The organism is Haloparvum sedimenti (assembly GCF_001462205.1).
Classification (GTDB): domain Archaea; phylum Halobacteriota; class Halobacteria; order Halobacteriales; family Haloferacaceae; genus Haloparvum; species Haloparvum sedimenti.
The window spans coordinates 1-21,195 of the sequence record NZ_LKIR01000075.1 but is presented as its reverse complement, the minus strand read 5'-3'; the positions used below and the strand labels follow the sequence as shown (position 1 = coordinate 21,195).

The following is a 21,195-nucleotide window of genomic DNA, read 5'->3' as shown; positions in this document are numbered from 1 at the left end:
GTGTCTCGCTTCACTGCCGATCTGTGCCTCGGTTCAGTGCCGATCTGTGTCCCCGGCTTGCGGGACCGGCTCCGGCATTGCGATTTCTATATCGCGTCTTCTCATTTATCACCGCGTCACGGATCCGTGGCGGGGCGGCGCTCGTTTCTATCGAACAGCAAAGCCTAATGAGGTGGGCGTCGAATTCGCGCCTGATGCCCACGGTAGAATACCTCAACTACGAAGTGCTCGACGACCACGGTTGGTCGATGGACGACGACGACCTCTTCGAGAAGGCGGCGGACGCCGGTCTCGACGGGGAGGATTACGGCACCCTCGACGTGAACCAGGGCGAGTACATCCTCGAGGCTGCGGAGGCGCAGGGCTACGACTGGCCCTTCTCCTGCCGCGCCGGTGCCTGCGCGAACTGCGCGGCCATCGTCAAGGAGGGTGACATCAACATGGACATGCAGCAGATCCTCTCCGACGAGGAGGTCGAGGAGAAGAACGTACGCCTGACCTGCATCGGCAGTCCGGACGCCGAGGAGGTCCGGATCGTTTACAACGCGAAGCACCTCGACTACCTTCAGAACCGCGTCATCTGAGGTTGCCCGGCCGCGAGGCCATATCGCTCCCCGATTTTTGACGCCGCCACCGCCGCCCGCCAACCCCCCGTTTTCTCCCCTCTTTGTCACTCGTTCTTGTGGACCCGCTCCCGGCTGCGGGCCTGGCCGCGGGCGATCCGAACCCCTAACTCCCCGGCGACCGCGGCTCGAGTATGATCGCCTCGGCGCCGGACCTGTTCCGGCTCGTCGCGGTCCCCGTCTTCGCGTGGGCCGCCTATCGCGACGTGCGGACGCGGCGCGTCCCCAACCGCGTCTGGCCGCCGCTATACCTCCTCGGCGCGGCCCTGCTGCTGTGGGACGTGGCCGCGCGCTGGCCGCTCGCGGGCGTGGGCGGCGACCTCTTTCTGACCCGGATCGCGGTCAGCCTGCTCGTGGTCGCGCCGCTCGGCTACGCCTTCTGGTACGTGGGGGGGTTCGGCGGTGCGGACGCGAAGGCGCTGATCGCGCTCGCGCTGCTGTTCCCCACCTACCCGAGCTACTACCTACCGATCGCGTGGCTCCCGGCGTTTCCGGCGGTGCGGACCTACGTCGGCGTCTTTTCGCTGACGGTGCTGACGAACGCCGTTATCCTCGGGGCGCTGTACCCGGTCGGACTCGGTGCGTACAACGCCGCACGCGGTCGGTTCTCTGCGGCGATGTTCCTCGCCAAACGCGTTCCGATCGGGCGGCTCCCGCACCTCCACGGGCGGCTGTTCGAGACGCGAGCGGGGTTCACCCGGCGCGGGCTGGACCTTGATGCCCTCCGGATGTACCTGCGCTGGCGCGGGCTGAGGCTCACGGACGTGCGGGCCGACCCCGATCGGTTCCGAGATCCCGCGAGCGTCGGCGAGACGCACGACCCGACGGACGGCGGGACGCACGTCGGTCCCGCAACCGACGGCGGGGAGTCGGTCGGGGAGGATCTCGAGGACGCGGCCGCGGAGTGGGAAGCGGGTCGTGCCGCGGAGTCGAAGGCGGCTCCGACCGCGGACCCCTGGGCCGCCGAGCGGTTCCTCGCGGAGATCGAGGGATCGGCGTACGGCACCGACCCGGAGGCCCTGCGGGAGGGACTGGAGACGGTCGCCGCGCGCGAGACGGTCTGGGTCTCCCCCGGAATGCCGTTCGTCGTCCCGCTGTTCGTCGGACTGGTGCTCGGGCTAACGTACGGCGACCTGCTGTTCGCGCTGTTGCGTGCGGTCGGGGCGGCCTGATCGGGCGCCGACGTTCGACCTCGGAGCGATTCCCGTCGCCCCGAGACAGACAAAAGGACTATTCGCGGCCTGCCCGTCCCCTCATTCATGAGTGACGACGCGACGACCGGTGAGACGGGCGATGCGGACGACGGGGGGGCCCGCGGCGAGGTCGAGATGGACTTCGGCGAGAGCGGTCTCGTCCCCGCCGTCGCACAGGACGCCGAGACCGGCGAGGTGCTGATGCTCGCGTACGTCTCCCCCGAGGCGCTCGAACGCACCCGCGAGACGGGCGAGGCGCACTACTACTCCCGGTCACGCGACGAGTTGTGGCACAAGGGGGCCTCCTCGGGCCACACGCAGACCGTCGAGGAGGTCCGCGTCGACTGCGACGCCGACGCGCTGCTGTACGTCGTCGAGCAGGCGGGCGGCGCCTGCCACACCGGGCACCGCTCCTGTTTCCACCGGACCGTCGACGGCGAGCACGTCGGCGAGCGGGTGTTCGATCCCGACGAGGTGTACTGACCGATGGATGACTCGGGACCCGGCGCGAACGCCGCCGCCGACGGGCGACCGGGACCGACCGCGGGGGCGGTCCGAGAGGCGGCGACGGCCGCGGCCGATCTCCGCGAGGCGTACGACGACCTCGCGGCGATCGATGCGCGGATCGCGGACCTCGGACGCGAGCGCGTGGAGGCCGCTGCGGACCGCTACCGGAACGCGGTCCGGGTGCTCGACGACTACGAGGAGGACGCGGTCGGGACGGGCGACTTCGGCGCGTACGTCCAGTTCGAGAGCGCGTTCGAGGGCGTCACGGACGTCGAGGCGGACGCGCTCGCCGCCGACGCCTTCGCGGCGGCCAACGAGGCGGTCGACAAGCGCCGGCTCTCCGAGTCGGACTTCGAGGCGGCCCGCGACCACCTCGAGGCCGCCCGCGAGTACGTCCACCTGCTGGAACGCCGCGACGAGGCGCTCGACGACTATCGGCGCGCGCGCCGGGACGCCAACGCCGCGCGCTCCGAGCTGGACGACCGCGTGGACGAGCTGACGGACCTCGCGAACGCCGCGGAGGTCGACCTCGACGCGCCCGTCGACCGCCTCCGCGAGCCGGTCACGGAGTACAACGAGGCGGTCGAGGCGGACTTCCGCCGGTTCAAGAAGGACGAGAGCGCCCGCGAGCTGTTCGACCTGCTGGAGCGGGCCGGGTCCGCGCCGCTGATCGACGTGGACGAGCCGCCGACCGACCTGACGGAGTACGTGGAGGAGTACCCCGCCGCCGAGGAGCCGGTGCCGGACCTGTTGGAGTACGCCGACTACTCGCAGTCGAAGCTGGACCACTACGTCGACGACCCCGGTGCGCTCCGCCGGACGGTCGCGGTCCACCGGACGTATCTGGAGCGGTTGGACGGCGAGCCGTTCGCGCTGGCGTGGCCCCCGGAGTCGGCCGAGGAGCTCCGCTACCGGATCGAGGAGCTGATCCCCGTCGTCTCCCGGTTCGCCGACGAGGAGACGGTCGCGACGCTCCGGGACGTGCTGACGGCGACGCGAAACGACGACTACGAGCGCGTTCGGGAGGCTGCGACGGTGCGGGCGGAGCTGGACGACGACGAACTGGAACTGGTCGCCTCCGGCACGGTTCACGACCGCCTCGCGGAGGCGCGGGACGTCCGGGACCTCGCGAGCGACGTGATCGCGGAGACGGAGCGGTAGCCGCCGGGAGACGGAAGAAAGGGGGCGGTTACGCCCGCGGCGCGCTACTCGGCGCGCCCGTGGACGTACGTCTGTTCGTGGTCGGGGAACACGTCGGCGACGACCTCGTCGCCGTCCTCCGCGCGGAGGAGCGCGCGGATCTCCCCTTCGTAGTCGGCCTTCTCGATCTTCTCGCTTGGCCCCTGCTCCACCTCGAAGGTGGCGGTCACGAGCCGGTCGACGGCGTGGCGACCGAACCCGGAGAGGGGGGCGATGTAGTCGACGCCGTGTCTGTCCTCGAGGCTCTGCGCTTGCGCGCGTGAGACGGTGGGGACGCGGTCGTCGCGGCGCGTGCCGTCCGCGACGGCGTCCACGTCGAGCTCCGCGACCGTCTCGAGGGCGTGCTCGTGGATGCGCTGGATGCCGTTTCGGGGAAATCCGTCCTCGCGCATCGTCGCCGCGGCCTCGCGGGCGACTGCCTCGTCGAGGTCGACGCGCTCGAAGGGGAAGCCGAGCGCTTCGGCCGCCCGCCTGGCGTGCTCGTAGTCGTCGGTGAGGCCGAACGTTCCCGTCACGCAGCGCACGTCGTAGAAGCGGTCCAACAGGAGGGCGGCGAGCGAGGAGTCTTTCCCCCCGCTGTACAGCAGGGCCAGCTCCATCCCCTTACCGCCGCCGGATGTCGAAGCTCTTCTGGTCGGGCTGGAGCTCGCGCAGCAGCTCCTTCATCTGGTCCTCGTCGATCCGGCCCTGGATCCGGCCGCTCTGGGCCAGCGCCGCGACCTGCTTTTTCACCTTCTTGGCGAACTCCGGCTTGGACATCTCGACGGCGTTGAGCCGCTGGCGCGCGTCGTCGGTGAGGTGTTGTTTGAGCACGGCCTCCTGCTGGGCCTCCGCGCGCTCCTGGGCGGCCTGCTGGGCCTCGGCGTCGGCCCCGCCCGCGCCGCCCTCGCCGCCGGCGCGCTCCTGCAGCTCCTGCATCTTCTTCTCGCGAAGCTCTTCCAGTCGTTCGTCGTCGGGGTTGCCACTCATACGCGTACGTTGTGTGTACTCGCGAAAAACGATTTCGGAGGATCCGGACCGTCGCGCCGAACTATGCCTCGGTCGGGTCGGCGTCCGCGGCGTCGCTACTCCGCGACCTCCCCATCCGCGGCTTCCTCCGCGGCCTCCCGCTCCCCGAGATGCGCACGGAGCGCGTCCACGTCCTTGTTCCCCGCGCCGGTGTTCAGCAGGACGACGGTGTCGTCGGGACCGAACTCGCCCCGATCGGCGAGTTCGAACGCGCCCGAGACCGCGGCCGCGCAGGTCGCGCCGACCTCCAGCCCCTCGCGGCGCGCGACCTCGATGGCGGCGTCGAGGATCGCCGCGTCCGAGGTGGCGACCGCGCCGCCGTCGGACTCCCGGACCGCGTCGAGGATCAGGGGACTCGCGCCCGGGTCGGGGATCGCGATGCCGTTGCAGGCGGTGTCCACTTCGTCGTCGGCGAGCGGTTCGTGCTCATCCGCGCCGGCCTCGTATGCCTTGACTACGGGCGCGCACCCCTCGGCCTGCGCGACGTACATCGGCACGAGGTCGTCGGTCCAGCCGAGTTTCTCCGCCTCGACCGCGGCCTTGTGCATGCCGACGAGCCCCACGCCGCCGCCGGTCGGGTAGACGACCGCGTCCGGCGCCTCCCAGTCGAGCTGTTCGAGGAGTTCCAGCGCCATCGTCTTCTTCCCCTCGTGGCGATACGGCGTGACGAACGTCTTCACGGAGTACCAGTCGGAGTGGTCGTCCATCGCCGCCGCGTACGCGGCGCCCGCGTCGCCGATCTGGGAGCTCTTGCCGGCCCCTCCAACCGGGTCACAGACGTGGAGCTCCGCGCCGTGGACCTCGGTCATCGCCTTCTGGGTAAAGCCGGCGCGCTTCGGCAGGTAGACGTGCGCGTCCAGCCCCGCGCGGGCGGCGTAGGCGGCCGCGGCCTGTCCCGCGTTGCCCGCGGAGTTGAGCGCGACCGTCCCCGCGCCGTGTTGGGCCGCCGCGGTCATCGCCGCCGCCTGCCCGCGGTCCTTGAACGTCCCCGTCGGGTTGCGTCCCTCGTCTTTCAGGAGGACGCGGCCGACGCCCATCGCGTCCGCGAGCTCGGGACACTCGACGAGCGCGGTTCCGCCCTCGCCCATCGACACCGCCGCCTCCGCGGGGAACGGGAGCAGCTCCGCGTAGCGCCACATCGACTCGAAGGGCCGGTCCGCGAGTTGCTCCGGCGAGAGGTCCACGCGGTCGTAGTCGTACGCCGGGTCGAGGATCCCGCCGCAGTCCGGGCAGCGCCCCGGTTCCTCGCCGGGGTCGAAGCGGTTGCCACAGTCGACGCAGTCGAGTCCGACGAACGCCTCGGAGGTCTGCATACGCGGTGTCTGTGCGCCCGGGGCTAATGGCTGTGGCGCCCGATGCGCGGTCGGTGGGCCTTGTTCTGGCTCCGCCCGGTCGCCCTGTTCGTCCCACCGCCCCGCAGCCGCCCCGCGACCGCCCCGCAGCCGCAGCCTCACACCTCCCCAGCCTCGGCGGCGGCGCGGCCGCGGGACCGCACAGCAGGCGGCCGCGCCGCCGCCTCCCTCGCGCGCGTTACTCGCGCGCGCCGACCGCATCGCCACAACAGCTGCAGGCGATACCGCAGTTGAAGAGCGCTGCCGTTGCACCTCACTGCCACAGCACCGAACCGGAGTGTTCGCTCACGTGGTGGCGATTCGGAGGGTGCAGCACTGGGCCGGAGCCGGCGCTCCGAACCCGACCGCGAACCCCTTCATTTCGCCTCGAACCGGCGAATCCCGACCGCGAACGCCAGTCGCCACGGAAGCAGGAACGCCAGCCCGATCCCGACGTTCACCAACAGAAACGTCGGCGGCGAATCGCCGGGGAGCATCGGGGTCGCGCGGAGCCCAGCCCCCAGCAGCGAGGTGACGGTCCAGACGACGGTCACCCGTGGGACCAGCGCCCGGAGGTCCCCCCTGATCTCCCGCCCGTACACTCCGCTGAGCGGTGCGACGACCGCCCACGCCAGCAGGAACGGGAGCGCGGTCAGCGCCGCGTGCCGCGGGAACGCGAGGGGGTTGATCGCGTGTGCGAGCAGGCCGACGCCGAGGAACGCCGAGATCGCGGTCACGTCGCCGGCCGCGGCCGCGAGCGCGGCGGGGCGAGGGACCCGCGGCGGACCGAGTCGCGTCCGGGTCGCGTCCGCCACTCAGACCACCACCGCTTCGGCGACGACCGCCGCGAGCAGCAGCCCGAGGTAGGCGTTCGACGCGTAGAAGGTCCGGAGGGCGGCCGCGTCCGTCCCTCGGTCGTACTGTCGGACGAGCGACCCGAGGAAGACGCCCCCGGCGCCCGCGGTCGTCACGGCGTAGAGCGCGCCAAACTCCGCTACGACGCCGAGCGCGACCGCCGCGACGAGCGTCGCTCCGAGCCAGTAGCACGTGCGCCGGCGCGTCGCCCGGACTCCGGCGACGACCGGGAGCATCGGGTAGTCGGCGCTGGCGTACTCCTCGCGGTGCGCGATGGCGAAGTTGTAGAAGTGCGCGGGCGTCCACAGCACCACGACGCCCGCCAGCAGGACGGCAGGGAGCCCGATCCCGCCCGTCACCGCGGCCCAGCCGATGAGCGCCGGGAGCGCGCCCGACCCGCCGCCGACGGCGGTGTTCCAGCGCGTCGTCGGTTTCAGCAGGACGGTGTACACCACGGCGTAGTAGCCGATCGCGGCGGCGGTCAACAGCGTCGCGAGGGGGGTGACGACGGTCCACAGCAGCGTCATCGACGCCGCGGCGAGCCCGAGCCCGAACGCGGCCGCGCGCCGCGGCGGCACCGCCGCCGTCGCGACCGGCCTGTCGGCGGTCCGGGCCATCTTCCGGTCCCGCTCGCGCTCGAACAGGTGGTTGAACGTCCCGGCCGCACCGACCGCGAGCACGCCGCCGGCCAGCGTCGCGACCACGGTGACGCCGTCGACCGCCGCGCCCGTGGCCGCCGCCAGCGCCATCCCCGCGAGCGCGAGCAGACAGAGCAGCCACATCAGCCGCGGCTTCGTCAGCGCGAGGTACGCGCGGAGGCGGTCCGCGGGCCCGTCCGGAGCGGACGCGTCGGTCGGCGGCGGCCGGGAACCGGTCCCGGTCGGCACGTTCTCCGCCGTCGCGTCCCCTTCGGCGACCGTCGCGTCGAGGTGTCGGACCAGCACGACGAGCAGCACGGCGAACGCCGCGACGCCGCCGAAGAGGTGGACCCCTCCGACGCCGATACCCCACCACGCGCCGTCGAAGCCTTCGACGCGTCCCGCCATGCCGACCACCCCCTGGACCGGGACGCCGACCGTCGCCAGCGCGAGCCCCGCACGGACGCCCGCCGCGCGCTCATCGCGCCACGCGGAGGCGGCGGTCGCGGCGACCAGCAGCCAGACCGCGGCCGCGAGCGCGTAGTGGCCCCTCGCGACCCACGCGAGCGGCCCGGGCGTCGCCGCTTCCCCCGCCGTCGCGGTCGTCGCGCCGAGAGCGAGAACGAGGTACGTGCCGACGACGCTCGCCGTCAGGAGTGTCGTGAATCGTGTCGCGCCCATGTGCACACGCTCGAGCGCCGCCATCCCGGCCCTTCCGCCGAAGATGTTCGGGTTCCGGGGGAGCCGACCCGCCTCACTCCGAAAACCCGCTTCGAAAACTGTCCCGAAAAACCGCCCCGAAACGGCCGCCGGTCACTCCGAGCAGGAGCAGCGCGACGGGTCCTCGCCGCCGTCGGCCGCGTGCTTCTCGCCGGTGGTGTCGTCGGAACCGCCGCGTTCGGCGGCGCGTTCCTCGCTGCCCTCGGGGTTCCAGTCCCCGACCCGCTCCGCGACCTTTCGGCGGGTCACCGTTCCGACGCGATCGGCCACGTCGTCGACGAGGGCGAACAGGTCGTCCTGCACGTCGCTGTCGTCGTCGCGGACGGTCGGCCCCTCGGCCCCTTCGCTGTCGAAGTCCGGGTGGACGGGGATCCGCGAGAGCACGGGGACGCCGTAGTCGTCGCGGATCGACGCCGCGCCGCCCTCGCCGAACACCTCGTGGGTGTCGCCGCAGTCGGGGCACCGGAACGCGGCCATGTTCTCGACGACGCCGAGCACGGGCGCGTCGTGGTCGTCGAACAGCCGAAGCCCCTTGCGGGCGTCCGCGACCGCCATCTCCTGTGGCGTCGTGACGATGACGACGCCGGCGACGGGCAGCGACTGGAGCAGGTTCAGCGAGGCGTCGCCCGTTCCCGGCGGGAGGTCGACGATCAGGTAGTCGAGCTGTCCCCACTCCACCTCGTTGACGAACTTCATCATCACGTTGTTCACCATCGGCCCGCGGAGGACGGCCGGCTGGTCGTCGCCCGGGAGCATGTGGTGGGCGCTCATCACGAGCACCCCGTCGGAGCGCGGCGGGACGATGTCGCCGTCGGGCATCACCCCCGGTTCGTTCTCGGTGGGAAGCAGCCGGGGGACGTTCGGCCCGTGCACGTCCGCGTCGAGGATGCCGACGCGGGCGCCGCGCTCGTCCAGCCCGGCCGCGAGGTTCGCGGCGACGGTCGTCTTGCCGACGCCGCCCTTGCCCGACGCGACCGCAATCACGTTTCTGACGCCGGGCAGTACGCTCCGGTCGAAGCCGTGCGCCTCGCCGAAACTGGCGCTCAGGTCCGGTTCGAGGCCGGCGTCCGCGACGACTTCGCGGACGCGGTCGCCGATCTCGATCTCCGCCGGGGCGCAGGGCGCGTTGAACGCCAGCGAGACCTCGGCGGTGCCGTCGCTGACGGTCACGTCGTTGACGAGCCCCATCGAGACGATGTCGTCGTCGTTCGTCGGGTCCGCTACCGCTCGGAGCCGGTCGGTCAGTTCTGCTTCGGTGATGGTCATGGGTTCGGTGTGGGTCGGACCGCGGTCGGACCGCGGTCGGTTGCGGCGCGATGCGGCGTCGGGATCGGTCGGCGGGCGATGCAGGGTCGCGGATCGGTCGGCGGGCGGTACTGTGTTCGATTATCGCTCGCTGCGCCGGGGCGGGCTCAGAAGAACACCGCCCCGATGACCAGCGTCGCCACCAGCAGGCTCCCCCACAGCACGGTGGTCAGGCCGGCGAGGTAGCCCACGCCGAGCAGGTTCGCGAACCGGTCGCTCGGGTCGCCGAGGAACCACGCGCCGACCATGACGTACACCGGCAGGAGGACGATGCCGAAGATCAGGTACGTCCCCGGGCCGACGAACGGGAGCGTGTAGTCGGCCGAGCCGGCGAGCAGGGGGAGCGCCGGCAGGGGCGCGGAGAGCGACGCCAGCGCGAGGAGGGGCGGGAGGGCGGCCGGCGCAGCCGTCATCCTTCCACCTCCCCGTGGTCCTCGATGGCGTGGAGCTCCACGACCGGGATCACCTTCGAGACGACGAGGAAGAACAGCACCACGATCCCCACCGTCCCGACGAGCGCCGACAGCTCGACCGCCGAGGGGGTGTACGCGCCGGGAACGCCGGCGTAGAGGTCGAAGTGCGCGTGCATCAGCCCCTCCACGACGAACAGCACCTTCTCGATCAGCGTCCCGGCGAGCACGCCGACCGAGAGCGCGACGAGCAGCGGGAGGCTGAACAGCGAGGGGCGCAGCGACGCCGCGAAGACGTAGAGCATCGCGAGCGCGACGACGCCGATCGCGACCCAGTAGAGCGGCGTCGCGATCTTCACCTCGGTCGCGTGCTGGAGCGTCGTCGGCGCCGCGAAGATCCCCGTGATCACCTGCTGGAGCTGCAGCCACAGGAACAGCAGGCTGAAGAAGCCGAGCCACTGCCCGAGCCCGCGGAAGACGGCCTCCGGGATCAGCTCCGCCCAGCCGTACGCGTACCGGAACGCGGCCGCGACGATGATGATCCCGCTCACCGCGGAGGTGAGCGCGATGGAGAGGAACGACGGCCCCTGCACCCCGCCGGCCCAGCCCGCCATCGATGGCAGCAGCGCGAACAGCCACGGGATCACGCCGCCGTGGAGCAACAGGGGAGCCATGATGATGATCGCGAACGCGATCCACCAGACCATCCGCTCGACGACCGCGTCCTCGGTCTCGGAGTAGCCGACGAGGAGGACGTCGTAGATCGGGTCCAGCCGGTTCGGCAGCCGGTTGCGGAGCCGGTGGAGGTCGTACCGGATCGTCAGCCCGAGGTACGTCGCGGTCAGCACGAAGTACGCGGTGATCACCGTCACGTCCCACATCAGCGGCGACCACTGGACCCGGGTCGGCCACGCCGGGATGACGCTCGTCACGAGTCGGTCCGGCCGGCCGACGTGGATCAGGATGAAGATCCCCGCGCAGGTCAGCGCCGCGATCGTCAACAGCTCGGCGAGCCGCGCGACGGGCTGGTAGGTGTCCATCCCGAGCAGCCGGACCGCGGCCGACAGGATGATCCCGCCGTGGGCGATGCCGACCCACCAGATGAACGCGCCGATGTAGAGCCCCCACGGCACGCCGCCGCCGGAACCCCAGTCGGCGAGGTTCGTGACGATCAGGCCGTGCCGGAGCTGTTGGAGGTAGAAGAACAGCCACACGCCGATCATGCCGAGCGCCACGGACAGCGCCGCGAGGTAGCGCGTCGAGACCGTCCGGATCGGCCGGACGAGCGTGTCGCGGTCGACGCCGGTCACGTCGACGCTCACGCCGTCTCACCTCCCGCGGCCTCGGCCCCCTGATCGAGCACCTCCTTGCGGTTATCGGTCAGGCCCATCTCCTCGTAGGTGACGGGCCCGTCGACCTGCCGGGCGTCCTGCGAGGGCGCGTTGCCGACGAAGGTGACGTTGGGGTCGGTGCCGCGCTCCTCCAGCAGCTGGAACGTGGAGACGGTGTGCTCCTTCCGGTTCGGGTAGTCGGAGCGGTCGTTCTCCTGCGACTCGCGGTACTCCCGGAGGTGCCGGTTCGGCGGGCTCTCCGGGTCGTTCAGGTCGCCGAAGTGGATGGCGTCCATCGTGCACGCCTCCTCGCAGGCGGTGGTGCCGATCTTCTCCTCGCCCATCTGGCCGTCCTGTCTGTCGACGCAGAAGGTGCACTTGCCCATGACGCCCTCGGGCGGCCGGGAGCCGACCCACCGGCCCCGGTCGTCGATCTGGTGGTCGTCGTCGATCTCCGACTCCGGCACGTCGGGCTCGCCCCACTGGAAGTAGTTGACGCCGTAGGGACACGACACCTCGCAGTAGCGGCAGCCGATGCAGATGTCGTAGTCCGTCAGCACGAGCCCGTCCTCCTCGCGCGTGTGGCGGGCGCCGACCGGACACACCTTCGTACACGGCGAGTCCGTGCAGTGCTGACAGGTGCGCGGGAGGAAGTTCGTCTCCTCGCCCTGATTCTCGTCCTCGAAGGCGAAGACGTACATCCAGTTGGCGCCGCGCGAGAGGTTGTGCTCCTGGTCGCAGGCGACCATGCAGGCGAGGCAGCCGTCGCAGTTGTTGAGGTTGATCGTCATCCCCCAGCGGGTGCCGTCGCCCTCCTCGCCGGACCCCGCGGCGCCGGCCGCGGTGCCGTCGCCGGGGCCGGCGCCGCCGGTGCTTCCGAGCCCGCCGAGTGCGAGCGCGCCCGCGGCGGCCCCCTTCTTCATCACGGAGCGCCGGGACTCCCCGTCGTCGGGGTCGAAACCCTCGAGCGCGTCCCCGAGGCGGTCGAGAAAGCCGCCGGCGTCGCCGCTCCCGTCGCCGACGCCGCCGTCGCCCCCCTCGCCCGCGGCGAGCGCGTCGGGGTCGGGAAGGTCGATCTCGCGGTCGTCCATCTCGAACTCCTCGACGATCCGGTCGTGGTAGCGCCGGTAGAACGCGGCCTCGCTCAGCTCGCCGGCGGTGACGCGCTGAGCGTCCCGCGCGAGCTCCAGCCCGAGGTCCGTGTCGTAGTCCGTCTCGTCGAGGAGTCGCCTGTGCCGCTCCTCGTCGTCGGGTGGCGTGTCGATGTCGTCGTCAGTGCTCATGGTCGGTCTCCCGGGACCCGACCGCGCGCGGCCGGCGGTGCCGTCGGGCACGTCGCCGGAGGCCACACGCGACCGACGCGTCCGCGTGACGGGTCCGTACGCGAGCGTACGGGGGGCGCCCGGTCAAGCGTGGACCGCGTTCCACGCGGCTGAGAACGACCGCGAACGCGTTCGCCGAGTAGCGGATAAAGGCGGCACACGGTCGGGGGAGTCCGACCGCTCGGACCGGTCCCCGAACCGGTTCGGCTCGGAGACCGTCGCGGACGCGCCGAGTCCGCTCGGCCGGCCGCGCGCCGCTCTACGCCCCGTCGGCCGCGGCCGTGCGCCGGGGGGCCGGCAGCCGACTGGCGATCCGGCCGAGCAGCGCGGTCGGCCGGAGCGGGCGGGCGACGAGCGAGACGCCGACCAGCAGGACCGCGAGCGCGACCGCCTCGGCCGAGGGATCGATCGCGCGGGCGGCCTCGCGGAGCCACAGCGCCGCGGTCACGCCCGCGACGAGCGCGGCCGGGAGCAGCGCCGTCGCGGCGACCGCGCGGATCGAGGGGGCTGCGGGCGGTTCGCGGCGGCCGACGCCGCCGGGGCCGGTCGTCTCGCGTCCGCGCCGTCGGGTCGAGTCGGATGGGGTCATGACTCGTGTAAACGATGGACCGAAACCCAGATAAGTGTAAGCAGAAGAACAATTATGTACCGGAGCTTACTGAAACTCGTTTGAGGAACTGCCGGCCGTCGGGGGACACTTCGTCGCCACCCGGGCGGCCGCGCTACAGGCGGTCGCGGCCGAGCAGCAGGTACAGAACGATCCCCAGGAGCGGCGCGAGGAAGACGACGATGGCCCAGAGGAACGCGGGGTGACTGCTGTTGGACTCGGCGTCGCTGTACGTCCAGACGATCAGCGCGAGGTGGGCGACGAGCAGGAGGATCCCGATCAGGCCGAAGATCGCTCCCGCGCCGCCCTGGAGGGCTACCGTGGTGAGCATCGTCGGCGAATCGCCCCCGGTGAGCAAGTTCTTTGTGGTGACGGCGGTCGTCGTTCGTTTCAGACGTTCTACAAAAATCCGGTTCGGGCAACGGTTATGGGGCCGGACGCGCCAGTTAGGGGCATGAGCGAGGCGAGCACGTCACCGGAGCGGGACCGGCGCGGGCGACGCGAGGCGGACGCGGAGGAGCTTCTGGCCTGCGACGACTGCATGTCGCCCGCGGACGCCTTCTCCGTGGTCGCCAGCGAGACGCGGCTGTCCATCCTCGAGGCGCTGTGGCGGAGCGAGGAGACGCCGGTGCGGTTCTCGGACCTCCGCCGAGAGGTCGGCATGCGCGACTCCGCGCAGTTCAACTACCACCTCGGGAAGCTCACGGACCAGTTCGTGGTGCGGACCGACGAGGGGTACGACCTCAGACACGCGGGCAAGGCCGTCGTGCGCGCGGTGCTCGCGGGCACCTTCAACGAGTCGCCGGACGTGGAGCCGTTCGGCGTCGGCGACCCCTGCGTCGACTGCGGCGCGGAGCTGCGAGCGAGCTACGCCGACGAGACGTTCGCGGTCGCCTGCCCCGACTGCGGCAAGCCCCACGGGAAGTACGCCTTCCCGCCGGGCGGGCTCAACGACCGCGACGAGACCGAACTGCTGCGCGCGTTCGACCAGCGCGTGCGCCACCTCCACTGTCTGGCCGCGGACGGGGTCTGCCCCGAGTGTAACGGTCGGATGACCACGAACATCGTGGAGGCGGACGAGCCCGAGGACGCCCCGCTCGGGCTCTCGGTCCACGTCGAACACGTCTGCGCGCAGTGCCGCCACCGGCTCCGTTCGTCGGTCGGCCTCTCGCTTCTGGACCAGTCGGACGTGGTGTCCTTCTACCGCGAGCGCGGCGTCGACCTCTCGGCGACCCCCTACTGGACGCTCCCGTGGTGCGTCAGCGACGAGTACGTCGAGGTCCTCGACCGCGACCCGTGGGCGCTCCGCGTGGCCATCCCCGAGAGTGACGAGACGTTGACCGTGACGCTCGGGCCGGATCTGGGGATCCGGGAGGCCGAGCGCGAGGCGTAGTCGAGCCGGACCGGACTTCCGAGGCGCGGAGTGGACGGCGGCTCGACGCGCCGATCTAGAAGTCGTCCTCGAAGACGAACGTGCCGTCGCGCTGGACGACCTCGCCGTCGACCTCGATGACGGAGTCCTCGCTCATGTCGACGATCATGTCGACGTGCTCGGCGGACTCGTTCAACTCGTTCTCCTCCGGAACGCAGTCCTCGTAGGCGGATCCGACCGCCATGTGGACGGTGTCGCCCATCTTCTCGTCGAACAGCATGTTGTAGGTGAACCGGTCGATGGCGCGGTTCATCCCGATGCCGAGCTCGCCGAGGCGGCGCGAGCCCGCGTCGGTCTCGAGGATGCCGGTCAGCAGGTCCTCGTTGCGGCCGGCGGAGTGGTCGACCACTTCGCCGTCCGCGAAGGTGAGGCGCACGTCCTCGATCTCCCGGCCGTAGCGGTACAGGGGGAGGTCGAAGTACACCTCGCCGTCGACGCCGTCGCGGACGGGCGCGGTGAACACCTCGCCGCCGGGGAGGTTCGCCTCGCCGTAGTCGTTGAGCGTCTTCATCCCCGAGACGTCGAGCGTCAGGTCCGTCTCCTCGCCGCTACGAATCTGCACCTCGTCGGCGTCGTCGAGGATCTCGACCATCTGCGCCTGGAACTCGCGCTGCTCGTCCCAGTCGAGCGAGACCGCGTCGTAGACGAAGTTCTCGTAGCCCTCGGTGCTCATGCCCGCGAGCTGGGCGTGGGCGCTGGTGGGGTACTGCGTGAGACACCAGGTCTTCGAGAGGCGCTCCTTCTTGATCTCGGCGCGTGCGCGGTTGTACGCCGCGTTCGTCTCGGGGTCGACGTCCGCGCCCTCGGTGGCGTTGGCGCCGCCGCGGGCGATGATGAAGACGTCCGTCTCCTCGTAGAGGGCGCGCTCGTGGGCCGGTTCCTCGAACGCCTCGCCCGCGGCGCGCTTGAACGCGCGGTCGGCGCGGTCGGAGTTGTTGAGCCAGAGGGGGTTCGCGCCGCGGTCGCCGCACAGCTCGTGGAGCGCGACGGCGAGGTCCTCGGCCTCCTTGGGCATCTGGATGACCACGTCGTCGCCGGCCTCGACCCCGGCGGAGTGGTCGACGATGATCTCTGCGTGTTCGCGGATACGCGGGTCCATACGCGCCCGTCTCGGCCGGTCGTGTTACCGGTTTCGCTGTGTGTCCCGAGGGCCTCGACCGCCGGAACCTGTTTCAGGACCGCCCGCGTACTTCCGGCCGATGCGACGAGTCGCCGCGCGCGTCGCCATGGCCGCGGTCGGCGTCGCCCTGCTCGCGGGCTATCTGGCGGCCGCGCTCCTCGGCTACCGGGCGCTTCTGTGGCTGTGGGCGACGCGCCCGGACGCCCCGACGCTGGCGGCGATCCTGGTCGGCGCGACCCTGCTGTCCGCGTACCTGAGCTACCGCGTCGGCACGAGCCAACTGCTCGCCGCCCTCTCGACGGACCGGCTGCCGCGGTCGGCCGCGCCCGGGCTCCACCGCCGGATCGACGACCTCGCGGCGCGGATGGGCGTGGACCGGCCGACGCTGTACGTCGGGGAGATGGGCGCACCCAACGCCTTCGCCGTCGGCGGGAGCGACCGCGGCGCGCTCGTCCTCGACCGCTCGCTGTTCCGCCTGCTCGATCCCGCGGAACTGGAGGGGATCGTCGCCCACGAGCTCGCCCACCTGGAGCGCAACGACGGGCTCCGCCGCGCGCTCGCGCAGGGAGTCGTCCAGACCGCGGTCGGTCTGGTGACGCTCGCCTTCCTCCCCGCGATCCTCGCGCTGTCGGGGCTCGCGCGCGGGTCGGCGTGGATGCGCGGCCGACCGGGCGACCGCCGCGGTCCACTGAGCCGACTCCGCCGGGCCGTCGTCGCCGCGCCGGTGCTGGTCCTGTTCGCGGCGACGCTGTTCGTCCGCGCCCGCTCGCGCAGGCGGGAGTTCGCGGCCGACGACCGCGCGGTCGAGGTGACCGGCGACCCGCTGGCGCTCGCGCGAGCGCTCCGGCGGATCGAGCGCGCGACCGAGACGGCGTGGCCGCTCGGTCCCCTCTCGACCAACCGCGAGACGGAGTCGACGCTGGAGCGGTGGATCTCTACGCATCCCCCGACCGAAGAGCGCGTCGAGCGGCTGGCCGAACGGGCCGACGCGGAGCGCCGTCGGCGGCAGCGCGGGAGGACGCGGATCCCGGTCGAGTGACAGGGTGCCGTCACGCTCGACGGCGCCGTCACTCCCTGTCCGCGGCCAGATCCGCGGCGTGTTCCCGCACGAGGTCGCCGAAGGCGGCCGCCTCCGCCGCCTCCTGTTCCTCCGCGCTCCGGCGGTCGCGGAGTCGGCGCTTCAGGACCGCGAGCGCGTCGGGCGCGTTGGCCGCTATCTCATCGGCGACGGTCCGGGGGTCGTCGACGACTCGCGAGACGAGGCCGGTCCGGAGCGCCGCGTCGGCGTCGAGCACGCGTCCGGAGCAGGCGAAGTCGAGCGCCTCGCCCTCGCCCATCACCCGCGGAAGACGAGCGGTCCCGCCCCACGCGCCGAACAGGCCGAAGGTGACGCCCGGTTCGCCGAAGGTGGCCGCCGGCGTCGCGACGCGCACGTCGGCCGCGAGCGCGAGTTCGACCCCGCCCCCGCGGGCCGCGCCGTCGACGCCCGCCACGACCACCGCGTCGGCAGTCTCGATGGCGTGCGCGGTCCGCTGCCCGCGACGTGCGAACGCCTCGGGGTCGTCGAGGTCTGCGACGACATCGAGGTCGGCGCCGGCACAGAAGGCGTCGCCGGCGCCGCGGAGCAGCGCCACGGGCTCGCTCGTCTCGCGAACGGCGTCCGCGAGGGCGTCGAGGTCCTCGGGACGGAGCGCGTTGCGGCGAGTGGGGCGGTCGATGGTGACGACCCGGACCGGGCCGTCCGCGGTCGCGCGGATCACGGTGGGGAGAGACGGGTCGTTTCCAAAGGTCTTTGCCCTTCCCGGCCTTCCTTTCCGGCGATGGACGACGCCGTGCGGGCACGCGCCGCCGCGCGCGAGGCCGTCGCCGACATCGAGCCGGCGCGCCTCCGCGAGGTCCTCGACGACAGACTCGCTGCGGCGGCGGTGACGCCCGGCGTCCTCGCGCTCGTCGCCACGCGCGCGCTGGACCCGACCGCGGACATGGACGCCGTCGCGGACCGCGCCGCCGGCGTCCAGCTGATCTACGAGGGGCTCCGGCTCACCCGCCGGCTCGCGCACGACGAGCCGTGGGTCGAGGAGGCGGCCGCGGAGGCGGACATCGCCGCCGACCTCGACATCCTCGCCGCGGACGTGCTCGTCTCGCGGGGCTTCTACCTGCTCGCGCGCACCGAGGCCGCCGCGGCCGCCGTCGACGTGGTCCGCGCGTTCGGCCGCGACCAGACCCGCCGCGAGGAGGCCGCGCCCGCCGCGGCCGCGGACCTCGACCGCAACCTCGAGGAGGACGTCTTCGAGCTCGCGGTCGTCGCCGGGACGACCGCCGTGGGCGGCGACCCCCCCACCGAGCTGCAGACGTACGCCCGCGAGCTCGCCGCCGACTACGACGGCGAGTTCCCGCCGCCGGGGCAGGCGCTCCCCGACGCCACCGCCGACCGCATCGCCGCGCTCTCCGAGGAGCGCGCCTGAGGCGGGCAGGCAGCGACGGCCGGCTTGCGGCCCACGACCGTTCTCGAACCGGGAGCGGTGGCTCTACCGGCGCGATCGAAGCGATCGGGCGAGCGCCGACGGCCGGACCGCGACCGTGCGACGACCTCGCGGACGGCGTCCGGATCGAAACGCGTGAACTACCCTACTCGCTTACGGCTGACGCCCTTCATTCCTTGAGGGTAGGGCTTCCTGCTTCCACGACGCGCTTTGCAGATACAGGCGTATCCACAGGGAGCGCAGTCTCCACAGGCGTTGATTCGGAGTATCCCACTCCTACGTCTTCGAGGCCACGAGAAAGAATGTTCCATGCCGCGTTCGCGTCCCTGTCCGCCTCGAAATCGCAGGCAGGACAGGAGTGTTCACGGACCCACAACGGTTTCTCCGTCGAGACGCCGCAGGACGCACACTCCTTGGTCGTCCCTCTCGGGTTGACCGCCACGAGGTGCGTCCCCTCGCGCTCACACTTGTATTCGAGCAACGAGAGGAACGTCTGCCACGCGGCAGACGCCATGTTGCGGCTGTTCGACGGTGACTCCATCATCCCCTTCACGTTCAGATCTTCGACCGCCACAAGGTCGTACTTCCGAGCGTAGTACGCCGAGAGTTTATGCAAGAAGTCGCGGCGTTTCCGTCGGATATCTGCGTGACATTCCGCAACGCGTCGTCGTTGCTTCTCGTAGTTGTTTGACCCGTGTTGCTTCCGCGAGAGCTTCTGCTGCTCGCGCTCCAATCGTTCACGCTCGTCGGAGAGATCGAGCGATCCCACGGCGGTTCCATCCGTGTCGTGAGCGTACTTGAGAATCCCTACGTCGATGCCGACGCATTTCTCGGGATTCTCAGGCGGTTCGGGTACCTCACGTTCCATTTGGACGCCGAACGTGGCGAACCATTTGCCCGTCGGTTCCTTCTTGACCGTGACTTGCTTGAGCGTCGCATTGTCGGGGATGGCGCGGTGAAGCCGGATCGGAATATCCGCGAGTTTCGAGAGCGACAGGACAGTCTGACCGCCCTTCTTGTCGAGCTTGAAGCCGGACTGACTGTACGTGAAACTGCGGAACTCCCGTGGCGGCTTCCACTTGAGTTGACCGATGTCGTAGCCGTTCTTCTTGAGCGCCGAGAGTCCTTTGAGGTTGTCGAACAGGCGTTCCACGACGGTTTGGAGAACTTTCGAGTACACGTCCGAGAGACCGTCCCACCACTCCTTGAGGTCGGGAAGTTCCGACCGGAGGGTGGTCATAGACGGCAGTTCGCCGTGTTCGTCTTGGTACTCGTTGAGACGGTAGAGCGTGTGGTTGTACAGTTGCCTACAAATGTCTCGGTGGCGGTCCAATTCCTCGCGGTGGGCGTCGGACGGCTTGAGACGGTACTTGTAGGTGTAGTACATCAGCTCTCCCGCTGGTCTTCGACGTACTGTTTCAGCATATCCAGCGACACCTGCCCCGTCGAGATGAGGCAGTACGAATCGTTCCAGAATGAGTCGCCCCACAGTTCGGTCTTCAGTTCGTCCGCGTACTCATTGCGGATACGGCGGGCGGTCGCGCCCTTGACCGTGTTGATGAACTTCACGAGGTCTGTCGTTGGCTTCGCTCGGAAAAGGATGTGTACGTGGTCGTCCTCGCCGTCGAGGTTCGTCAGTTCGACACCGTAGTTGTCCGTGAACCCGCTGATGACCTCGTGAATGAATTGGGTTCGCTCCTCGGTTAGCACTCCTCGCTGATACTTCGTGGTGAGTATCAGGTGGTAGTGCAGGGAATACGTCGAGTGCGCTCCCGAGTCGAGGTCATATTCCATTGGGTTCCTCTAATTGTATAGTATCCCAATGCGAAAAAGTTGCGACTGTGTAGACCTGTGGTCATCTAAGCGTATCGATGTATAGACAAGTGATAACGACGCTGTATCTCCTCCCAATCCGCTCCCTGCGGTCGCTCCTTTGAGGATAGGGGCTTAGTGCCGACATCCAGCTGATCGCGGTCACGATCGACACTGGACTTCGACCCATCGAGGTGGGGCGAGCGTCGGTGGATTGGGTAAATCTGGATTAATGGTTACTCACAGACCCCCAAAGAAGGCATCCCGCAGTATCAGTTCTCTATAGTCCGCATCGACGGCCATTCGATACACCAGTGGCTCGTGATATTGCTGATACGGGGAGCCAGATGCTCGCTCTAATTCGTCGGAGATCGCTTTCATCCACCCACGGCGAAACGAGTCGTTCATCATCCGCTTGGGGTAAGCACTATACTCGACCCAATGCGGCGTTCTGCCTTCGTCCTCTCCTGAGAGTGCCTCGAACGCCATATACTCGTCAGCCTCCTCGATGAGGCTCTCCACGTTCTTCGTGCTATCCTCGATGGTGAAACCTGTCGAAGGTTCATCCGCTGGGAACGCACCCAACACGTATCGGTTGTTGATGGACACCGCGATACGGTCTTTCTGAGCGATGGAGGTCACTAAACGAGGGTCGTCGCTTTCGAGTTCCCAAGTGAGAATAACGTCGGCCAGCAGATCGAAGAACGAATCCGCCCACTCTTGACTCGGAGCCATCTGGAGAATATCTACCAACGTTTCCCGCGCTTCGTCGTCCGACTCCACGTCGTCCTCAGACAGGGCGTCCTGCTTCACGAAGCTGGCATTCACTCGCGGAGCCTCGGACGTAACCGACGACGTGGTTCCCGAATGCGTCGTCGGCATTGCAGAGAGGGATTGAATGTGGTCTTCAAATTCATCGAGGTCGATTGACGAGCTTTTCGACCATAGGCTGAGGAACCAATCTTGCAACTCCTCGATGATGTCGTCCTCCTCAAATTGAACACCCATCTCCCTCCGTCCCGTCACTCCTTTTTCTGTCAGATTTGCAGACCCAAGAATAGCAGAATAGTCGGAGATAACTACCTTAGCGTGAATGTCGCGGATGTTATGTATTCGATCTTGATTCGATTCTACGAGTTTCTGTATCTCCCGGCGAGAGCTTCCTCCGAACGTTCCTACCCACGCTTCTACGTCAGTTATTACGGCTGTGTTGAATCGCCATACAGCAGCGAGTTAGGCCGCTAAATCAAAGGAGTTGAAGCGAGAGAATGCGGTTGTCTATGACGCAAATCTCCCGC

23 protein-coding genes are annotated in these 21,195 nt (G+C 69.8%); 7 read left to right on the top strand and 16 right to left on the bottom strand.

Annotated features, from left to right (window positions below):
* Positions 1–194: 194 nt before the first annotated feature.
* From fer to AN233_RS05110, 4 genes are all read left to right on the top strand, one after another.
* Complete coding sequence (fer, locus tag AN233_RS05125) at positions 195–584, top strand: ferredoxin Fer (protein ID WP_058365769.1); 390 nt, start codon at positions 195–197, stop codon at positions 582–584.
* 173 nt (positions 585–757) lie between these two features.
* Positions 758–1,795: a prepilin peptidase gene (locus tag AN233_RS05120; RefSeq protein ID WP_058365768.1), complete on the top strand. Its 1,038-nt coding sequence runs from the start codon at positions 758–760 to the stop codon at positions 1,793–1,795.
* A 156-nt stretch (positions 1,796–1,951) separates the two neighbouring features.
* Complete coding sequence (hisI, locus tag AN233_RS05115) at positions 1,952–2,299, top strand: phosphoribosyl-AMP cyclohydrolase (protein WP_245626017.1); 348 nt, start codon at positions 1,952–1,954, stop codon at positions 2,297–2,299.
* Between the two features lie 3 nt (positions 2,300–2,302).
* The gene (locus tag AN233_RS05110) at positions 2,303–3,484 is read left to right on the top strand and encodes a DUF7118 family protein (RefSeq protein ID WP_058365766.1); all 1,182 of its coding nucleotides are present in this window, start codon (positions 2,303–2,305) and stop codon (positions 3,482–3,484) included.
* Positions 3,485–3,528: 44 nt separating this feature from the next.
* Here AN233_RS05110 and AN233_RS05105 read toward each other — a convergent pair whose 3' ends face one another.
* The 11 genes from AN233_RS05105 to AN233_RS05055 all read right to left on the bottom strand — a co-directional run bounded on the left by AN233_RS05105 (position 3,529) and on the right by AN233_RS05055 (position 13,381).
* Entirely contained in the window at positions 3,529–4,122 is a 594-nt protein-coding gene (locus AN233_RS05105) for a DUF7411 family protein (protein WP_058365765.1), read from the bottom strand.
* Between the two features lie 4 nt (positions 4,123–4,126).
* Complete coding sequence (locus AN233_RS05100; RefSeq protein WP_058365764.1) at positions 4,127–4,492, bottom strand: DNA-binding protein; 366 nt, start codon at positions 4,490–4,492, stop codon at positions 4,127–4,129.
* Positions 4,493–4,587: 95 nt separating this feature from the next.
* Complete coding sequence (locus AN233_RS05095; protein WP_058365763.1) at positions 4,588–5,844, bottom strand: threonine synthase; 1,257 nt, start codon at positions 5,842–5,844, stop codon at positions 4,588–4,590.
* A gap of 395 nt (positions 5,845–6,239) precedes the next feature.
* Positions 6,240–6,677, bottom strand: a complete 438-nt coding sequence (locus AN233_RS05090; protein WP_058365762.1) for a DUF3054 domain-containing protein — start codon at positions 6,675–6,677, stop codon at positions 6,240–6,242.
* Positions 6,678–8,036: a heme o synthase gene (gene cyoE, locus AN233_RS05085; protein WP_058365785.1), complete on the bottom strand. Its 1,359-nt coding sequence runs from the start codon at positions 8,034–8,036 to the stop codon at positions 6,678–6,680.
* A gap of 132 nt (positions 8,037–8,168) precedes the next feature.
* Positions 8,169–9,341, bottom strand: coding sequence for an Mrp/NBP35 family ATP-binding protein (locus AN233_RS05080; protein WP_080508359.1), 1,173 nt, complete (start codon positions 9,339–9,341; stop codon positions 8,169–8,171).
* A 146-nt stretch (positions 9,342–9,487) separates the two neighbouring features.
* Entirely contained in the window at positions 9,488–9,793 is a 306-nt protein-coding gene (locus AN233_RS05075) for a hypothetical protein (protein WP_094192405.1), read from the bottom strand.
* Positions 9,790–11,112, bottom strand: coding sequence for an NrfD/PsrC family molybdoenzyme membrane anchor subunit (gene nrfD / locus AN233_RS05070; protein WP_080508358.1), 1,323 nt, complete (start codon positions 11,110–11,112; stop codon positions 9,790–9,792). Before nrfD ends, AN233_RS05075 begins: the two co-directional genes overlap by 4 nt.
* The gene (locus AN233_RS18225; RefSeq protein ID WP_080508363.1) at positions 11,109–12,404 is read right to left on the bottom strand and encodes a 4Fe-4S ferredoxin N-terminal domain-containing protein; all 1,296 of its coding nucleotides are present in this window, start codon (positions 12,402–12,404) and stop codon (positions 11,109–11,111) included. Before AN233_RS18225 ends, nrfD begins: the two co-directional genes overlap by 4 nt.
* A 298-nt stretch (positions 12,405–12,702) precedes the next feature.
* Positions 12,703–13,032 (bottom strand): hypothetical protein, encoded by a 330-nt coding sequence (locus AN233_RS05060; RefSeq protein WP_058365760.1) that lies wholly within the window; start codon positions 13,030–13,032, stop codon positions 12,703–12,705.
* Between the two features lie 133 nt (positions 13,033–13,165).
* A complete protein-coding gene (locus AN233_RS05055; RefSeq protein ID WP_058365759.1) occupies positions 13,166–13,381 on the bottom strand; it encodes a PLDc N-terminal domain-containing protein in 216 nt (71 codons plus the stop codon).
* Positions 13,382–13,504: 123 nt separating this feature from the next.
* On the opposite strand from AN233_RS05055, the gene AN233_RS05050 reads away from it, so the two are divergent.
* Positions 13,505–14,443, top strand: a complete 939-nt coding sequence (locus AN233_RS05050; protein WP_058365758.1) for a winged helix-turn-helix domain-containing protein — start codon at positions 13,505–13,507, stop codon at positions 14,441–14,443.
* 55 nt (positions 14,444–14,498) lie between these two features.
* On the opposite strand, the gene AN233_RS05045 is transcribed toward AN233_RS05050, so the two are convergent.
* Entirely contained in the window at positions 14,499–15,581 is a 1,083-nt protein-coding gene (locus tag AN233_RS05045; protein WP_058365757.1) for an aminopeptidase, read from the bottom strand.
* A 100-nt stretch (positions 15,582–15,681) separates the two neighbouring features.
* On the opposite strand from AN233_RS05045, the gene AN233_RS05040 reads away from it, so the two are divergent.
* Complete coding sequence (locus AN233_RS05040; protein ID WP_058365756.1) at positions 15,682–16,641, top strand: M48 family metallopeptidase; 960 nt, start codon at positions 15,682–15,684, stop codon at positions 16,639–16,641.
* Positions 16,642–16,669: 28 nt separating this feature from the next.
* On the opposite strand, the gene AN233_RS05035 is transcribed toward AN233_RS05040, so the two are convergent.
* Positions 16,670–17,362, bottom strand: coding sequence for an enoyl-CoA hydratase/isomerase family protein (locus AN233_RS05035; RefSeq protein WP_058365755.1), 693 nt, complete (start codon positions 17,360–17,362; stop codon positions 16,670–16,672).
* Between the two features lie 60 nt (positions 17,363–17,422).
* Between AN233_RS05035 and AN233_RS05030 the strand changes: the two genes are divergently transcribed.
* The gene (locus AN233_RS05030; RefSeq protein WP_058365754.1) at positions 17,423–18,067 is read left to right on the top strand and encodes a DUF7114 family protein; all 645 of its coding nucleotides are present in this window, start codon (positions 17,423–17,425) and stop codon (positions 18,065–18,067) included.
* A 187-nt stretch (positions 18,068–18,254) separates the two neighbouring features.
* Here AN233_RS05030 and AN233_RS05025 read toward each other — a convergent pair whose 3' ends face one another.
* From AN233_RS05025 to AN233_RS05015, 3 genes are all read right to left on the bottom strand, one after another.
* Entirely contained in the window at positions 18,255–19,472 is a 1,218-nt protein-coding gene (locus AN233_RS05025) for an RNA-guided endonuclease InsQ/TnpB family protein (RefSeq protein WP_058365753.1), read from the bottom strand.
* On the bottom strand, positions 19,472–19,879 hold the full coding sequence (gene tnpA / locus AN233_RS05020) for an IS200/IS605 family transposase (protein WP_058365752.1): 408 nt from the start codon (positions 19,877–19,879) through the stop codon (positions 19,472–19,474). The genes AN233_RS05025 and tnpA overlap by 1 nt, the downstream gene beginning before the upstream one ends.
* 258 nt (positions 19,880–20,137) lie before the next feature.
* A complete protein-coding gene (locus AN233_RS05015; RefSeq protein WP_080508357.1) occupies positions 20,138–21,097 on the bottom strand; it encodes a phospholipase D-like domain-containing protein in 960 nt (319 codons plus the stop codon).
* Positions 21,098–21,195: the final 98 nt, after the last annotated feature.

Excerpts from the sequence above, each read along its gene's own strand:
- fer (WP_058365769.1), top strand. The coding sequence starts at position 195 with ATGCCCACGGTAGAATACCTCAACTACGAAGTGCTCGACGACCACGGT.
- AN233_RS05120 (WP_058365768.1), top strand. The coding sequence starts at position 758 with ATGATCGCCTCGGCGCCGGACCTGTTCCGGCTCGTCGCGGTCCCCGTC.
- hisI (WP_245626017.1), top strand. The coding sequence starts at position 1,952 with ATGGACTTCGGCGAGAGCGGTCTCGTCCCCGCCGTCGCACAGGACGCC.
- AN233_RS05110 (WP_058365766.1), top strand. The coding sequence starts at position 2,303 with ATGGATGACTCGGGACCCGGCGCGAACGCCGCCGCCGACGGGCGACCG.
- AN233_RS05105 (WP_058365765.1), bottom strand. The coding sequence starts at position 4,122 with ATGGAGCTGGCCCTGCTGTACAGCGGGGGGAAAGACTCCTCGCTCGCC.
- AN233_RS05100 (WP_058365764.1), bottom strand. The coding sequence starts at position 4,492 with ATGAGTGGCAACCCCGACGACGAACGACTGGAAGAGCTTCGCGAGAAG.
- AN233_RS05095 (WP_058365763.1), bottom strand. The coding sequence starts at position 5,844 with ATGCAGACCTCCGAGGCGTTCGTCGGACTCGACTGCGTCGACTGTGGC.
- cyoE (WP_058365785.1), bottom strand. The coding sequence starts at position 8,036 with ATGGGCGCGACACGATTCACGACACTCCTGACGGCGAGCGTCGTCGGC.
- AN233_RS05080 (WP_080508359.1), bottom strand. The coding sequence starts at position 9,341 with ATGACCATCACCGAAGCAGAACTGACCGACCGGCTCCGAGCGGTAGCG.
- AN233_RS05075 (WP_094192405.1), bottom strand. The coding sequence starts at position 9,793 with ATGACGGCTGCGCCGGCCGCCCTCCCGCCCCTCCTCGCGCTGGCGTCG.
- AN233_RS18225 (WP_080508363.1), bottom strand. The coding sequence starts at position 12,404 with ATGAGCACTGACGACGACATCGACACGCCACCCGACGACGAGGAGCGG.
- AN233_RS05060 (WP_058365760.1), bottom strand. The coding sequence starts at position 13,032 with ATGACCCCATCCGACTCGACCCGACGGCGCGGACGCGAGACGACCGGC.
- AN233_RS05055 (WP_058365759.1), bottom strand. The coding sequence starts at position 13,381 with ATGCTCACCACGGTAGCCCTCCAGGGCGGCGCGGGAGCGATCTTCGGC.
- AN233_RS05050 (WP_058365758.1), top strand. The coding sequence starts at position 13,505 with ATGAGCGAGGCGAGCACGTCACCGGAGCGGGACCGGCGCGGGCGACGC.
- AN233_RS05045 (WP_058365757.1), bottom strand. The coding sequence starts at position 15,581 with ATGGACCCGCGTATCCGCGAACACGCAGAGATCATCGTCGACCACTCC.
- AN233_RS05040 (WP_058365756.1), top strand. The coding sequence starts at position 15,682 with ATGCGACGAGTCGCCGCGCGCGTCGCCATGGCCGCGGTCGGCGTCGCC.
- AN233_RS05030 (WP_058365754.1), top strand. The coding sequence starts at position 17,423 with ATGGACGACGCCGTGCGGGCACGCGCCGCCGCGCGCGAGGCCGTCGCC.
- AN233_RS05025 (WP_058365753.1), bottom strand. The coding sequence starts at position 19,472 with ATGTACTACACCTACAAGTACCGTCTCAAGCCGTCCGACGCCCACCGC.
- tnpA (WP_058365752.1), bottom strand. The coding sequence starts at position 19,879 with ATGGAATATGACCTCGACTCGGGAGCGCACTCGACGTATTCCCTGCAC.